15 protein-coding genes are annotated in these 15,682 nt (G+C 58.6%); 10 read left to right on the top strand and 5 right to left on the bottom strand.

Features of this window, described 5'->3' with window-relative positions; genetic code table 11:
• Positions 1 to 5: 5 nt before the first annotated feature.
• Positions 6 to 1,310 carry an L-fucose:H+ symporter permease gene (gene fucP, locus ADIMK_RS16570; protein WP_156042967.1) on the bottom strand — a complete coding sequence of 435 codons (1,305 nt, stop codon included), beginning with the start codon at positions 1,308 to 1,310 and terminating at the stop codon, positions 6 to 8.
• Positions 1,311 to 1,550: 240 nt separating this feature from the next.
• Here fucP and ADIMK_RS16575 point away from each other — a divergent pair, with 240 nt between their 5' ends.
• Complete coding sequence (locus ADIMK_RS16575; RefSeq protein WP_051693043.1) at positions 1,551 to 2,891, top strand: SLC13 family permease; 1,341 nt, start codon at positions 1,551 to 1,553, stop codon at positions 2,889 to 2,891.
• Here the strand turns inward: ADIMK_RS16575 and ADIMK_RS16580 are convergent.
• Positions 2,888 to 3,298, bottom strand: a complete 411-nt coding sequence (locus tag ADIMK_RS16580) for an acyl-CoA thioesterase (RefSeq protein ID WP_036190623.1) — start codon at positions 3,296 to 3,298, stop codon at positions 2,888 to 2,890. The genes ADIMK_RS16575 and ADIMK_RS16580 overlap by 4 nt on opposite strands.
• A gap of 193 nt (positions 3,299 to 3,491) precedes the next feature.
• Between ADIMK_RS16580 and ADIMK_RS16585 the strand changes: the two genes are divergently transcribed.
• From ADIMK_RS16585 to phoU, 5 genes are all read left to right on the top strand, one after another.
• Positions 3,492 to 4,457: a PstS family phosphate ABC transporter substrate-binding protein gene (locus ADIMK_RS16585; RefSeq protein WP_036190624.1), complete on the top strand. Its 966-nt coding sequence runs from the start codon at positions 3,492 to 3,494 to the stop codon at positions 4,455 to 4,457.
• Positions 4,458 to 4,601: 144 nt separating this feature from the next.
• Positions 4,602 to 6,878 (top strand): ABC transporter permease subunit, encoded by a 2,277-nt coding sequence (locus ADIMK_RS16590; protein ID WP_036190626.1) that lies wholly within the window; start codon positions 4,602 to 4,604, stop codon positions 6,876 to 6,878.
• A gap of 20 nt (positions 6,879 to 6,898) precedes the next feature.
• Entirely contained in the window at positions 6,899 to 8,587 is a 1,689-nt protein-coding gene (pstA, locus tag ADIMK_RS16595; protein WP_036190629.1) for a phosphate ABC transporter permease PstA, read from the top strand.
• Between the two features lie 35 nt (positions 8,588 to 8,622).
• On the top strand, positions 8,623 to 9,456 hold the full coding sequence (gene pstB, locus ADIMK_RS16600; RefSeq protein ID WP_036190632.1) for a phosphate ABC transporter ATP-binding protein PstB: 834 nt from the start codon (positions 8,623 to 8,625) through the stop codon (positions 9,454 to 9,456).
• Positions 9,457 to 9,515: 59 nt separating this feature from the next.
• On the top strand, positions 9,516 to 10,274 hold the full coding sequence (gene phoU / locus ADIMK_RS16605) for a phosphate signaling complex protein PhoU (RefSeq protein ID WP_036190635.1): 759 nt from the start codon (positions 9,516 to 9,518) through the stop codon (positions 10,272 to 10,274).
• A gap of 12 nt (positions 10,275 to 10,286) precedes the next feature.
• Here the strand turns inward: phoU and ADIMK_RS16610 are convergent, their stop codons facing one another.
• The gene (locus ADIMK_RS16610; RefSeq protein ID WP_051693044.1) at positions 10,287 to 10,871 is read right to left on the bottom strand and encodes a DUF1415 domain-containing protein; all 585 of its coding nucleotides are present in this window, start codon (positions 10,869 to 10,871) and stop codon (positions 10,287 to 10,289) included.
• A gap of 118 nt (positions 10,872 to 10,989) precedes the next feature.
• Between ADIMK_RS16610 and ADIMK_RS16615 the strand changes: the two genes are divergently transcribed.
• The 4 genes from ADIMK_RS16615 (at position 10,990) to phoR (ending at position 14,590) form a co-directional block, all read left to right on the top strand.
• On the top strand, positions 10,990 to 11,529 hold the full coding sequence (locus tag ADIMK_RS16615; protein WP_051693064.1) for a chorismate--pyruvate lyase family protein: 540 nt from the start codon (positions 10,990 to 10,992) through the stop codon (positions 11,527 to 11,529).
• Between the two features lie 16 nt (positions 11,530 to 11,545).
• A complete protein-coding gene (gene ubiA / locus ADIMK_RS16620) occupies positions 11,546 to 12,430 on the top strand; it encodes a 4-hydroxybenzoate octaprenyltransferase (protein WP_156042969.1) in 885 nt (294 codons plus the stop codon).
• 117 nt (positions 12,431 to 12,547) lie between these two features.
• Complete coding sequence (gene phoB, locus ADIMK_RS16625; protein ID WP_036190638.1) at positions 12,548 to 13,243, top strand: phosphate regulon transcriptional regulator PhoB; 696 nt, start codon at positions 12,548 to 12,550, stop codon at positions 13,241 to 13,243.
• Between the two features lie 36 nt (positions 13,244 to 13,279).
• Entirely contained in the window at positions 13,280 to 14,590 is a 1,311-nt protein-coding gene (gene phoR, locus ADIMK_RS16630; RefSeq protein WP_036190640.1) for a phosphate regulon sensor histidine kinase PhoR, read from the top strand.
• Here phoR and cysZ read toward each other — a convergent pair whose 3' ends face one another.
• Positions 14,591 to 15,376, bottom strand: a complete 786-nt coding sequence (gene cysZ, locus ADIMK_RS16635) for a sulfate transporter CysZ (RefSeq protein WP_036190642.1) — start codon at positions 15,374 to 15,376, stop codon at positions 14,591 to 14,593.
• A 9-nt stretch (positions 15,377 to 15,385) separates the two neighbouring features.
• Positions 15,386 to 15,613, bottom strand: coding sequence for a hypothetical protein (locus ADIMK_RS16640; protein ID WP_036190645.1), 228 nt, complete (start codon positions 15,611 to 15,613; stop codon positions 15,386 to 15,388).
• Positions 15,614 to 15,682 lie beyond the last annotated feature (69 nt).

Consider the following 15,682-nt stretch of genomic DNA (forward strand, 5'->3'; position numbering starts at 1 on the left):
CCTCTCTACGCGGTGACCGCCCGGCCCTGCTCGGCCCGGCGCGGTCCCGACTGCATGTCAAACAGCCCATAACGCGCCACCACCAGAAAACATACCGCCGGTACCAGAAACGAAGTTGCGGTTCCCCAGGTATCGATTACCGCACCCTGTACCATCGGCAGGAGCGCCCCACCGAGAATCGCCATCACCAGACCTGCCGCACCGAATTTGGTATCAGCACCCAGGCCCTTGAGGGCAATCCCATAGATGGTCGGAAACATCAGCGATAAACAGCCAGAGATCGCAACCAGCGCCCAGACTGCCGCATATCCGGAGCCGACGGTCAGGTAAGCGCTGAGCAGTGCAGCCAGCACCGAGAGTCCTGCCAGCAGTCGTGAGGCACTGACGTATCCCATCAGCCAGGTCATGGCAAAACGCGCCAGCAGAAACAGAATAAGGCTGTATTGCAAGTAGTCACCGGCGCGGGCCTCGTTTACCGACAGCGCGTCCATGACATATTGAATGGTGAAGGTCCAGATACAGGTCTGGGCACCCACATTGAAGAACTGGGCGATAACGCCAAAGCGATAATGGGGGTTGCGCACCAGCCGCGTTAACGTCTCGCCGAAGCGCACATCGCGCGTATGAGCCACGACCTTTTCACGTGTGGGGCGGATCTTCAGCGCCGCGATCGCCAGCCAGATCAGTACCAGCGCACAGGCCATGCCCACGTAAGGCAGCATAACCGCATCCAGCTCCGCTGCCTGAATCGCGCTTAGCTGATCGGCCGCCATTTCGGCTCGCTGCTGGGCTGTGGCCGGGTTGAGCTGGGTCAGAATCAGGGTCGCGCCGAGAAAAACACCTATATTACAACCGACGGGATTGAAGGCTTGGGCAAAGTTCAGACGTCGAGTGGCGTTTTCCACAGGCCCCATTGCGATAACAAAGGGGTTCGCGGAGGTTTCCAGAATCGACAGCCCAGCCGCCAGAATAAACAGCGCAGCCAAAAAATAGCCGTAGCTCATCGACTGACTGGCGGGATAAAACATAAACGCGCCGGCAGCGGCGAACCCGAGGCCCGTCAGCACACCGGTTTTGTAGGAGAAGCGCCGATTGATAAACGCTGCCGGCAGTGCCAGACAGAAATAGGCGCCGTAGTACGCAAATTGAACCAGCGCGGACTGGAAGGCACTCATGGTGAATATCTTGCTGAACACCTTGACCAGAGGGTCGGTCATATTGGCTGCGACGCCCCAGGCCGCAAAGCAGGTGGTGAGCAGGATAAAAGGGAGAATCATCTCCCGGAAAACCATTGGGGTACGTGTATTCATGGCCGCCTCGCCTGTTGTTTTAGTTTGACCGAACCCTCAGTGGATTCGCTGGCTAAAGACAGTGTCTGTCCGAGTCTGTGATTTCAGCAGAGGCTTAAAAACCGAGAATGAACACCCCAAGGGGGATCTGTAACATTTGTAACCGACAGGCTCGGCGCTGGTTAGCACACCGGCGGCGCTGTAGAATCCCCAGCCTCAAAAAATTGACCGAAGAGTCACCGCAGATTTTTTTCAGGAGTTATGCCAGTGCCCGGTAGTAAAATCACCTTCCCTCTTGCCCTGATAGTCGCTGCGGCGATCTATTTTCTGACCGACTTCGATCCTGCCCTTAAGACCGGACTCTCGGTTCTGTCACTGGTGGCGATCCTGTGGATGACCGAAACCTTCAACATCACCGTTACCGCACTGTTGATACCCGTGTTGGCGGTGCTGACCGGCATCTTTTCCGTGGCGGATGCGTTGAAGAACTTTGCCAACCCGATCATTTTTCTGTTTCTGGGCGGGTTTGCATTGGCGGCAGCATTAAACGAGCAGCAGCTGGACCGTTACATCTCGAACCATGTGCTGCGCATTGCCCGTGGCAAACTCAGTCTCGCCGCGATGCTGCTGTTCCTCACCGCGGCGGGGCTTTCGATGTGGATATCCAATACTGCAACCACGGCGATGATGCTGCCACTGGTGCTGGGTCTGCTCAAACAGCTGCCCTACGAAGAGAACAAGCGCACCTACTGGTTTGTACTGCTGGGCCTTGCCTACTCAGCCAGTATCGGCGGGATAGGCACACTGGTGGGCAGCCCGCCCAATGCGATTGCAGCGGCCGCCGTGGGTCTCACCTTTCTGGACTGGCTCAAGATCGGCATGCCGCTGGTCATCGTATCCTTCCCGCTGATGATTCTGGCGCTCTGGCTGGTTATGCGTCCGGATCTGAATCACCACTTCGAAAAAGAGATGCACCATGAGCCTTTAAACGCCACCCAGTGGATGACGCTCGGCGTCTTCGCGCTAACTGTCTGCCTATGGCTGTTCAGTGCGCCGCTGTCTAAATGGGTCGGGGTGACCAAAGGGTTTGATGCCCTGATCGCCATCGCCGCCATCCTCATGCTGTGTATGCTGAAGCTGGTGTCGTGGAAATCGGTAGAGAAATCAGCGGACTGGGGCGTACTGTTGCTGTTCGGGGGCGGCCTGACGCTCTCGGCCATGCTTAAGGAAACCGGCACCAGTCTCTATCTGGCGCAGTCGATCAGTGACCTGTTGCACGGCGCGCCGGTGGTGGTGTTTATCCTCGTGGTATCGGGATTCGTCGTCATGCTGACCGAGATCGCCAGCAATACCGCCAGCAGCGCACTGCTGGTACCCATCTTTGTCGGCATTGCCGGTGCCATGGGCATGTCTGAAGTGGTGATGGCGATGGTAATTGCGGTTGCCGCATCCTGTGCATTCATGCTGCCGGTGGCAACACCGCCCAACGCCATCGTGTATGGCTCGGGCGCTGTTCCACAGTCACAGATGATGCGCGCCGGTATCGTACTGAATGCGGTGATGACGGCCGTTATCACCGGCGCGGCGATGCTGATGCTTTAAGACTGATGCTCGGCAGGTGGCAGACGTCGGATGTGACCATCGGCGTCAATCGCCACCTGTACACACTCGCAGGCCGTCACTTTACGTGGCGCTCTGCCATCCGGGCACTGGCCCCAGCATTCAACGACGATGCGCAGTGAGCTGTGCCCACGCTCCAGCACCCGGGTATAAAAGCCGAGAATGGTGCCTTTCATGACCGGTGACATAAAGGTCATCCTGCCCACCGAGACCGTGGCAATACGGCCCTTGGCTTCCTGACCTGCGCGAATCTCGCACGCCAGCACAGCCTGGGCACTCACCCAACCTCCGTAGACGTCACCGAACATGTTCACCGCATCCGGACCGGCCGGGAGCTGTAGACTCAACTCTCCTTCGGGCTGGAGCAGTTGATCATCCTCTATTTTCATTGTTCTTGAGCCTGCTCTGTAAAAAAGGGGGCCGAACGTCGGCACCGATACTTTGTTGCAGTGCATTATACCGTTCGCGATCCCGTCCAAAATAGAAATTTACGTTTCGTGACACACTGTAACATTGCGGTCATATAGCACCCCTATAGTACCCCCACGAATTAAACACCAATGCACCGATCAGGAGCGTATGATGAAACCGATGAACAAGCTGTTCGCAGCCGTAGCGATCTCCGCTGCAGCAGTGACTGCGAATGCCGCTGACCTGCTTGACCCGAACCTGCCGGCCTACGAAAAGGCGTCCGGCGTGTCTGGCAACCTGTCCAGCGTGGGTTCCGATACTCTGGCCAACCTGATGACTCTGTGGGCTGAAGAGTTCAAGCGCAACTACCCGAACATCAACATCCAGATTCAGGCAGCCGGTTCTTCTACCGCTCCCCCAGCTCTGACCGAAGGTACGTCTAACATCGGCCCGATGAGCCGCAAGATGAAGGACAAGGAACTCGAAGCGTTCGAGAAGAAGTTCGGTTACAAGCCGACTGCTATCCCGGTTGCTATCGACGCGCTGGCTGTATTCGCGCACAAGGACAACCCGATTTCCGGTCTGAGCATGGCTCAGGTTGACGCTATCTTCTCCTCTACTCACAAGTGCAGCGAAGGCGACGCCAACAAGTGGGGCGATCTGGGCGTAACCGGTTCTCTGGCAGATCAGAGCATCCAGCTGTTCGGTCGTAACTCTGTATCCGGCACCTACGGTTACTTCAAAGAGCACGCACTGTGCAAAGGCGACTACAAGAACAGCGTTAACGAACAGCCGGGCTCTGCTTCCGTTGTTCAGTCTGTTTCTACCTCTATCAACGGCATCGGCTACTCCGGTATCGGTTACAAGACCGCTTCCGTCCGCGCTCTGCCGCTGTCCAAGGAAGGCACCAACTACGTAGAAGCGACACCGGAAAACGCTGCCAACGGTACTTACCCGCTGTCTCGCTTCCTGTGGGTGTACGTGAACAAGAAGCCGGGTCAGGAACTGGCTCCGCTTGAGCGCGAATTCGTGAAGCTGGTTCTGTCCAAGGTTGGTCAGGAAGTTGTCGTCAAGGACGGCTACATCCCGCTGCCGGCCAAGGTCATCGAAAAGCAGCGCGCCGATCTGGGTCTGTAAGCTTTAGATAACCTCTAAAGCCGACCCACGGGGGAGTCCACAGGACTCCCCTTTCGCGTTTCCCGCACGCTGTAACATTACCGTCATACAATTGACTTATCGTACGCTGCAAATCACGTTCAGAGCCCCTCAGGATCCTCAATCATGAGCATTGACCAAACCACTGCTGCGCCGCCGGATCTCGACTTCACGACGCCGGCGTCCCGGCGTCTGCGTCAGCGTCGCATGCTGCAGGACAAGCTGGCAGCCGGTGGCATCGCCGTTGGCGGTGTCAGCGTCATCATCGCTGTCGTTATGATCTTCTTCTACCTGCTGTATGAGGTAGCCCCGCTGTTCGAGTCTGCCAAGGTCGAACCCTGGAATGTTCAGGGCAAGCCGATGGTGCCGTATACGCAGCCAGGCAGTAGCGCCGACACCCTGTATCTTGCAGTAGAAGAACAAGCCGAGATCGGTTTCCGCGTCAGTGGCGATGGTCAAATGACATTCTTCAGAGCGGCCACCGGTGAATTGGTCGACCAGGCGCAGTTGAGCCTGCCTGAAGGGGTCGAGATCACCAGTTTCGCCCTGCTCTCAGAAGCCAGCCGCATTTTCGCCTTCGGCCTTAGCAACGGCGAAATCCGTGTGTTGAAGCACAGCTACACAGCCACCTACCCTAACGGCGTGCGCGTGCTGACTCCGGTGATCGAGTATCCGCTGGGCGAGGCAGGCATTCCCGTGGCGGACGGTCCGATCGAGAAGTTCACCATCACCAACGATGGTGATCGCTGGGGCGTTGTGGCCGCTAGTGGCGGCAAACTCGGCTTTACCCGTTTGGCAATGACCGAGAACCTGTTTACCGGCGAAACCACCGTTGAGCGCAGTGAGAAAGATCTGCCGCCGCTGGGCATCAACCCGCGCAAATTGCTGATGACGCCGGACCTCGCCTGGCTGATGGCCAGTGCCGCCGATGGCAAAATCGCCGTGGTCAACCTGCGTGGCACGCCGGAAATCACCCAGCTGCTGGACGCCTCCGAAGGCCAGATCACAACGTTCAGGCTGCTGCTCGGTGCTAACTCCCTGCTGATCGGCGACGACAAGGGCAAGCTGTCGCAGTGGTTCTTCGTGCGTAGCGATGCCGGTGCACCCGAGCTGACTCATATCCGTGATTTCGACCATGCAGGCAATGCGGTCGTCAGCCTGACCACCGAACAGCGCCGCAAGGGTTTGGTCAGCGTCGACCAGTCCGGCGAGCTGTCGCTGTACAACTCCACCGCCCGCCGCACCGCCTTTAATGAGTCGATCTTTGGCGGCCCGGTTGGCCAGATTGCGCTGGCTCCGCGCTCAGACGCTCTGCTGGTCGAGCAGGACGGCAAACTCTCATTCTGGCACGTGGAAAACGAGCACCCGGAGATCTCCTGGTCGGTGCTGTGGGAGAAGGTCTGGTACGAAGGCTATTCGGAGCCTGCCTTTATCTGGCAGTCGTCCGCATCGAACAATGACTTCGAGCCCAAATACAGCCTGATGCCGCTGGCATTCGGTACCCTGAAAGCGGCGTTCTACGCCATGCTGCTGGCGACCCCGCTGGCGATCTGCGGTGCGATCTATACCGCCTACTTCATGGTTCCGGCCATGCGCCGCAAGGTGAAGCCGTTCATCGAACTGATGGAGGCGCTGCCGACCGTTATTCTTGGCTTCCTCGCTGGTCTCTGGTTGGCACCGTTCATGGAAGCGAATTTGGCCGGTATATTCACCTCCTTGCTGGTGATCCCTGTTGCGGTTGTTGGCTTCGGCTTCCTCTGGCAGAACATGCCTGAGCGTATCCGCTTCCTGCTGCCAGAAGGCTGGGACGCCGCGCTGCTGATACCGGTCGTCATTCTGGCTACCTGGTTTGCACTGGGCATTGCCCACCCGATCGAAAACCTGCTGTTCGCCGGTGACCTGCGCACCTGGCTGACCAACGAAGCGGGCATCCCTTACGATCAGCGCAACGCGCTGGTAGTCGGCATCGCCATGGGCTTCGCTGTCATCCCGACGATCTTCTCGATCACCGAGGACGCGATCTTTGCCGTGCCGAAACACCTGAGCTACGGCTCTCTGGCCCTGGGCGCGACCCAGTGGCAGACGCTGATCCGCGTGGTTCTGCCCACCGCAAGCCCGGGTATCTTCTCGGCGCTGATGATCGGCATGGGCCGTGCCGTGGGTGAAACGATGATCGTACTGATGGCCACCGGTAACACCCCGATCATGGATGTGAATATCTTCGAGGGGATGCGTACGCTGGCGGCCAACATCGCCGTCGAGATGCCTGAATCCGAAGTCGGCAGTACCCACTTCCGCATCCTGTTCCTGGCCGCGTTCGTGCTGTTCCTGTTCACCTTTGTCGTGAACACTCTGGCGGAGTCGATTCGCCAGCACTTACGCAAGAAATACGGTTCACTTTAAGGCACCATTGAGGATTGACTATGCGTATCTCATTCAGCGAATGGACCAAGTCGGGCTCTCCCTGGGTCTGGCTCAACGCCGGTGCCGTGGCGATCTCGATCATCATGGTGGTCGGCCTGCTCGGCCTGATCGCCGTGCGTGGCCTCGGCCACTTCTGGCCTGCCGATGTAATTCAGGCAGACTATGAAGAGAACGGCAAACAACACACCATCATCGGCGAACTGGTCGACCGTGAAATGGTACCCGCCCCGCAGCTGCGCGGTGCCGGTATCGAGGTTCCGGAAGGCGTCGAGGCGATGGCCCGCGATCTGCTCAAGGTCGGCAACCGTGATTTCGGCAGCGCCGACTTCATCTGGGCGATGGACCATTTCATTACCCATATTCAGCGCCCGGCCATGCTGTTTGCCGCCGAGCGTCTTGAGTGGGGCAACTTCTACGGCTACCTGCGTGAGGTCAAGGAAGCGGGCAAGAGCGTCGGTCACTATGACGGCTACGACAAGACCCAGGAATACCTGGCACTCTGGGGCGAGTTCCAGCAGCGTATCGACCGTGTACTCGATATTCGTGAACAGATCCTGACGATCGAAAAGAAAGAGATCGGCAGCATCAACTACGAGATCGAGCGCCTGCGTCTGAAAGAGCGTCGTCTGGATCTGGATCAGTCCACCGATACCGATGCCTATGCCAAGATCGATGCGCGTCGTAAAGAGCTGAACGCCGACTACGAAGAGTTGCAGAAGCGCCTGGGCGACCTGTACCAGCAGATCAACCGCGACACCTTTGTCGCCGAGATCGCAGATGGCCGTAAGGTAGAGCTGCCGGTGGCCAAGATCGTGCGTGCGTTCCTACCCAATGACATGGGTATCGGCGCCAAGATCGTGCATTACGCCGACAAGGTGTGGGAGTTCCTCTCCGACGAGCCCCGTGAAGCCAACACTGAAGGCGGTATCTTCCCGGCGATCTTCGGTACCGTAATGATGGTTATCCTGATGTCGGTACTGGTGACACCCTTTGGCGTGGTTGCGGCGGTCTACCTGCGCGAATATGCCAAGCAGGGCTTCATCACCCGCCTGATCCGCATCGCGGTAAACAACCTGGCCGGTGTGCCGTCCATCGTATACGGCGTATTTGGCCTGGGCTTCTTCGTCTACTTCCTGGGCGGTCACATCGATGACCTGTTCTTCCCCGAAGCCAAGCCGTCACCGACCTTCGGTACCGGCGGTCTGATGTGGGCGTCGATTACCCTTGCGCTGCTGACCGTACCGGTGGTGATTGTCGCCACCGAAGAGGGTCTGGCCCGTATCCCGCGTGCGGTACGTGAAGGCTCACTTGCGCTCGGTGCGACCAAGTTCGAAACGCTGTGGAAAGTCGTGCTGCCGATGGCGAGCCCTGCAATGATGACCGGTGTAATCCTGGCGATCGCCCGTGCAGCCGGTGAGGTTGCGCCGCTGATGCTGGTCGGTGTGGTCAAGCTCGCGCCGAGCCTGCCGCTTGATGGCAACTACCCCTATCTGCATCTGGATCAGAAATTCATGCACCTGGGCTTCCACATCTATGATGTGGGCTTCCAGAGCCCCAACGTCGAAGCGGCCCGTCCGCTGGTCTACGCCACGGCGCTGCTGCTGGTGATTGTGATCGCGCTGCTTAACTTCTCGGCTATTGCGATTCGCAACCACCTGCGTGAGAAGTACAAAGCGCTTGAAATGTGATGCCGGCACCGATTACTGAATAAAGGTTTATAGACATGACTAGCGAAATCAAAACTCACGCCATCGACATCGCCTCCATGCAGCGTGATACCCGCACACTGCGTCCGGAAGAGGAAACCCATACGCTTCAGGTCCGCGACCTCAAGCTGTACTACGGTGAGAAAGAGGCGCTGCACGGCATCAACATGGATATCGCCAAGAACCGCGTGACCGCCTTCATCGGTCCGTCCGGTTGCGGTAAGTCCACACTGCTGCGCTGCTTCAACCGCATGAACGATCTGGTCGACAGTTGCCGCATCGAAGGCCAGCTGCTGCTGGACGGCGAAAACATCTACGACCGTACGGTCAACGTGGCCGACCTGCGCCGCCGTGTCGGCATGGTGTTCCAGAAACCGAACCCCTTCCCGAAATCGATCTATGAAAACGTAGCCTATGGCCTGCGTATTCAGGGCGTGAAGAAGAAGCGCGTAATTGACGAAACCGTCGAGTGGGCACTGCGCTCCGCCGCACTCTGGGATGAGGTGAAGGACCGCCTGCACGAATCAGCTCTCGGTATGTCCGGCGGTCAGCAGCAGCGTCTGGTTATCGCCCGTACCGTGGCGGTAAAGCCTGAAGTGCTGTTGCTCGACGAGCCGGCCTCCGCACTGGACCCTATCTCGACACTGAAGATCGAGGAGCTGATCCACGAGCTCAAGCGCGACTTCACCATCGTCATCGTTACTCACAACATGCAGCAGGCGGCCCGTGTTTCGGATTACACTGCCTTTATGTACATGGGTGATCTGATCGAGTTCGGTGTCACCGATACACTGTTCACCAACCCGACCGAAAAGCAGACCGAAGATTACATTACTGGTCGTTACGGTTGATGACGCCTTGGCGCCATCCCTGAACTGCCCAGCAACATTCCGTAACGGAGACAGAGACCGTGGAATTCGAAAAGGATAGTTACTCCACCCATATCTCTCAGCAATTCAATGAAGAGCTGGAGACCATTCGCACACAGATGCTGACCATGGGCGGAATCGTCGAGCGTCAGGTACATGACGCCATCGAAGCGCTGCTGACCAGCGATAACGAACTGGCCGAGCAGGCCCGCCGTATCGACAAGCAGACCAACGAAATGGAACTGATGATCGACGAGCAGTGCACCATGACCATTGCGCGCCGTCAGCCGGCCGCATCGGACCTGCGCCTGATCATCTCCATCAGCCGCGCCGTGGCCGATCTGGAGCGCATCGGCGATGAAGCCAGCCGTATCGCCCAGCAGGCGATCGAGATGGCCGAAGGCACCCGTACCCAGCACGGCTTCCAGGAGGTCCGTCATATCGGCAACCTGGTCCGTGACATGGTCAAGGATGTGCTGACCGCCTTTGCCCGCAACGACCTGGAGATGGCCTACCGTGTCGCCAAGCAGGATCGCAGTGTCGATCAGGAGTACCGCACCGCCATGCGTACGCTGGTGACCTACATGATGGAAGATGTACGCTCGATCTCCAGCATCATGAACGTGATCTGGGTACTGCGCAGTCTGGAGCGCATTGGCGATCACGCGCGCAATCTGGCCGAGCACCTGATCTATCAGGTCAGCGGCACCGACGTCCGTCATCAGAGCCTGCAGGCGATGAAGAAAACCGTGCGTGAGGAAACCGGTCAGGCCGACGACGAAGCCGACGACATCGAGTAAGCGCGCCTGCGCTTACTCAGGCCAGTAATCGGCCAGAGGCGGGAACTGCGCCAGCAGACCCGCCTTGCCCATCTCCTTCAGCCTCGCGATATTGCGCTCGGGGATAGACTCGGGGTCGCGATAGCTCGCCAGCGCCCGGCTCATCTCGTCTTGCCGGATCAGATGTAGCGCCGGATAGGGTGCTCGGTTGGTCCAGTGACTGATGTCGTCCTCATCCACACCGTCGAACAGATAGCCCGGATGGAAGGTCGCGATCTGGAACAGATCCTCAACCCCTGCCCGCTCAATCAACGCCTCGGCATCCTCAACCAGATCCAGAAAATCCTCAAAATCGGCCAGCAACCAGGGTGTGATCAGCAGCGTGGTGGAGAGTTCGGCCTCCGGCGTTTCCACCAGGTCCGACAGCTGCTGCAGGAAATCGCGCAGGAAATTATCTTCGTCGCGGGCGTAGGATACCTGATACCGAATGGTCCCTGCGCGCACGACAGGGGCCGCAAAGGGGCAGAGATTCAGGCCCACGACCATCTTCTCGACCCAGTCTCGGGTCAGCGATTGAGCCTGTTCAAGCAGGCGTTGTTCATCAGTCATCGTTGTCATGGCGCGATCCTACCGCTAAGTGAAGAAAAAGTAACCTGCCAGCACCGGGCACAGATGATACACTCAGCCCCCCTTGTAAACGTGCCCAGGCACGCCTTTGATCAACGTCGGGACCACCGTGAACGCTGAAGTATTGCTGCCCAGACCTGAACGTACCCGGCACTGGCGTACGCTCAAGCACCCGACACAGGCCCCACGCCCGCTGCACCGATGGCTGACCGACGACAGTTCACTGACCCGACTGCTCCAGCGCGCCAGCCAAGGCCGCTTTTCGGTGCGTGTGCTCAGTCAGCGCTATGCCCACCCCGGCGCCAACGAAGCCGTGGCACTGGGCATGGGCGTGCGCCGAACCGCACTGATACGCGAGGTACTGCTGTGCGGAAACGGCGTACCCTGGGTATATGCGCGCACCGTGATACCGGTCGATACGTTGCGCGGGCGCCATCGCACACTGAAAATGATCGGATCGCGCTCACTGGGCTCATTATTGTTCAAAGACCCGGGTATGCAGCGCGACCCTCTGCAGATCGCACGTGTGCTTGATGACAGCGGCCACCGCTATTGGGCACGACGCTCGATCTTCCATCTCGATCGCAAGCCGCTGCTGGTATGCGAGGTTTTTCTACCACCACTGCTGGACGTACAATACCCAGCCTGACCAACCGGGGGACTTCATGGCAATGTCGATGACCAACAGCCCGAACAGCGACAAGCTGACCGCCTATATCCAGCTGATGCGCGCTGACCGTCCCATCGGTACCTACCTGCTGCTCTGGCCCACGCTTTGGGCGCTGTGGATCGCTGCCGAAGGCGTACCGCCGCTGCACCTGCTGGTGATCTTTTCGCTCGGCGTATTCCTGACCCGCTCCGCCGGATGCGTGATCAACGACTATGCCGACCGACATTTCGACGGCCACGTAAAGCGCACCAAAGAGCGCCCAATGCCCACCGGTCGTGTCACCGAACGTGAGGCGCTATGGCTATTCGCCGGCCTCATGCTGGGCGCGTTCGCACTGGTACTCTTTACCAACGGCATGACCGTCCTGATGTCGATCGCCGCGCTGGCGCTGGCGTTCAGCTATCCGTTCATGAAGCGCCATACCCACCTGCCACAGGTCGTGCTCGGCGCCGCGTTCGGTTGGGCGATCCCCATGGCCTTTACCGCCGTCCAGGAGCAGCTCCCGCTGCTCGCCTGGCTGATCTTCATGGCCAAGATATTCTGGACCGTGGCCTACGACTCGATGTACGCCATGGTGGACCGTGACGATGACCTGCTCATCGGTATCAAGTCCACAGCCGTGCTGTTTGGCCATCACGACCGACTGATTATCGGCCTGCTGCAGGTCTTCACTCTAGTGCTGCTGATCGGTGTTGGCCTGCTGGCGGGCCTTGGAATCTACTTTTACATCGGTCTAGCCGGGGCTGCGAGCCTGTTCATCTATCAGCAATGGTTGATTCGCGAGCGCGAGCGCATGCCCTGCCTGAAGGCGTTTCTGAACAATCATTGGGCCGAACTGCTGGTTCTGATCGGGATCATCGCCGATTATGCACTTCGCTAAGGTGCTCTGATCACTGCTACCTTTGGCTTAACCTCTGCTATTGTCATATTTATGTAACCTAAACGTCTTGTAATAGTCGCGGTTGATAACAGCAGAGAACTCAGAGGCAGAAGACAGATGTCTGCATCAAAACGCGTGTTGATCGTTGACGACGAAGCCCCGATCAGGGAAATGATCGCTGTGGCCCTGGAGATGGCAGGCTATGAATGTCTGGAGGCGGAAAACGCCCAGCAGGCTCACGCCCTGATCCTGGATCATAAGCCCGACATGGTGTTACTGGACTGGATGATGCCCGGCACCAGCGGTGTCGAATTTGCCCGTCGCCTACGCAAGGATGAGGTCACCGCCGATGTGCCGGTGATCATGCTCACGGCTAAGGCCGATGAAGACAACAAGATCAAAGGCCTCGAGGCTGGCGTCGATGACTACATCATCAAACCCTTCTCGCCGCGCGAACTGGTTGCACGCCTGAAGGCTGTGCTGCGTCGTGCCACGCCGAAAGGCGTTGAGGAGCCGGTGACCGTAGACGGCCTGACACTGGACCCGGTTTCCCACCGTGTCACCGCCGACGGCCGTCCGGTAGAGCTGGGCCCGACAGAGTTTCGCCTGCTGCAGTTTTTCATGACCCATCAAGATCGTGCATACTCTCGCAGCCAACTGCTTGATATGGTCTGGGGCGGTAATGTCTACGTCGAAGAGCGTACCGTTGATGTTCATATCCGCCGGTTGCGCAAGGCGCTCGGCGAGCGCCACGACTACCTGGTACAGACAGTCCGCGGTACCGGTTACCGATTCTCGGCCCAAGTCGCCTGATCAACGGCCCCCGCGGATCGAACATAAAGGGATAGTATGCGACGTTCGCGCCCATCGATGTTTTACGAGTTCCTGGCCTACGTCAGCGCCGGGTTCCTGCTGGGGTTGTTGGTCTCCTACCCCGGTTGGGGCGTGGCGTTGGGCGTCTGCCTCTGGGCGCTGTACCAGATGCGCCAGTACAACCGCCTGATGAACTGGCTGCAGCGCGAAGACCAGAGCGAACCGCCGGAGAGCCCCGGGGCCTGGGGCGAGCTGCTCGATGAGCTGGCCCGCCATCAGAAGCATGCCCAGAGCCGCGAACAGGATCTCAAGGCGATCATCGCCCGCTTCCAGCAATCCACGGCCGCTCTGGACGATGCCATCGTCATTATCGACCGCCACAACTGTCTGGAGTGGTGGAACAGCACGGCCAACACCCTGCTCGGGCTCAGACCCGGCGATCGCGGCAAGCCGCTGCTCAATCTGGTGCGTGATCCGCGCTTCGTGCGCTACTACCGCAAGAGCAACTATCAGGAACCGCTGCAGCTATCGTCACCGGCCAACCCCGATATCCACCTGCAATACCAGATCAGCCGTTTCGGCGAAGGCGACAGGGTACTGGTGGCGCGGGATATCACCCGTCTGGTCAAGCTGGAACAGACCCGTCAGGACTTCGTCGCCAACGCCTCCCATGAGCTGAGAACGCCGCTGACGGTGATTCGCGGTTATCTGGAAACCTTCCTCGACCAGGAACTGCCGCGTCCTCTGCAACGGGGCATGTCGCAGATGCAGCAGCAGGCCAAGCGCATGGAGAGTCTGGTTGCCGATCTATTGCTGCTCTCCCGTCTCGAATCCACCCAGCATATCAGCGACGAGCAACCGATCCGGATTCAATCCCTGATCGCACAGATCGCGCAGGACGCACGGGACCTGTCCGCCGACCGCGGCCACATCATCAGCCTCGAGGTGGATCCCGAACACGATCTGATCGGGCAGGAGCTGGAGTTGCAAAGCGCATTCTCCAATCTGGTATTCAACGCCGTGCGCTACACACCGGGTGCCGGAGAGATCCATATCAGCTGGAAAGTGGATGCCCGCGGCGGACATTTTTCGGTGCGCGACAACGGCATAGGGATCGACCCGATGCACATCCCCCGCCTGACCGAGCGTTTCTACCGGGTGGATGAAAGCCGCTCATCAGCCAGCGGCGGCACGGGACTTGGGCTGGCCATCGTCAAGCATGTGTTGATGCGCCACGGCGCCCAGCTCAGCATCGAGAGCCGCAGCGGCAAGGGCAGCACCTTCAGCTGCCACTTCCCGCCGGATATGCTGCGCAGCCTGAACTATCAGGACAGCGCCGCCGGTTGATCATCGATTGGCAATACGCCCGACGCTGACCAGACGCTCATCGCCATGATCGCCGGCGTACTCCTCCACCCAGTAGATCGTCGCGCCGACGACGGCAGCCGGCATGATGATCAGGTTAAGGAGCGGTATCAGCATACCGAACTGCACCAGTGAGCCAAAACCCACCGCGGTAAACCGGTGCGACTTCAACAGCCCCTTCATGTTGGCGAAACTGACCTTATTGTTGTCCATCGGATAGTCGCAATACTGGATCGCCATCATCCAGGCGCCGAACAGAAACCACACCACCGGCATCGCCAGATTGATCACCGGGATAAAACTCAGCACCAACAGCAACAGCACACGCGGCAGATAGTAAAGCAACTTGGCGAGCTCTCGGTGCAGCGCCCGTGGAACCATCTTGATCACTTCAGCCCAGCCTTCGTTACCCAAGGGATCGCCTCGTAACTGGCGCTCCACCTTTTCCGCCAGAAAACCGTTGAACGGCGCGGCGATGAAGTTGGCCACGATCGAGAAGCTGTAATAGACCACCACCAGTACCAGCAGTGCGAACAACGGCCAGAGTATGTAACGCAGAAAATCCAGCCACTGCCAATCCGGCAGCCATGCCTGCATCAGGTAGTCGATCCAGTTGCCGAACTGGCTCATCAGCAGCCAGATGGCACCACCGAACAGCAGAATATTGATCAGCAGCGGAACCAGCACAAAACTGCGAATGCCCGGCTGTGGCAACATCGCCAGCCCCCGCCCCAAATATCCTGCCCCCCTGACCGGGTTACCCCTCATAAAACCTCCTTAGGCCATAAAATAGATAACGAACCGAATCACCACGGCGACCAGCATCAGCGACAGGCCGATGCGGTTGATTCTAAACTCCAGTGGTGTAAAGCTGATCAGCGGCTGCCAGAACCTCAGCACGGCTTGCCAATCCTGGGTACGTTTTACGTAAAGCCCCAGCGAGGCCACAAATACCAGCAGGCCGCCCCAGAACAGGAACGGCTCGATCAAGGCCAGATAGATCATCGGAATCCTTACCTTTTACCTTAAACATCATGGGTTAGCGCCAGGGTCGGCAACCGCCCTGAGCTGATA

It is taken from the genome of Marinobacterium lacunae (assembly GCF_000705555.1).
GTDB lineage: Bacteria > Pseudomonadota > Gammaproteobacteria > Pseudomonadales > Balneatricaceae > Marinobacterium_D > Marinobacterium_D lacunae.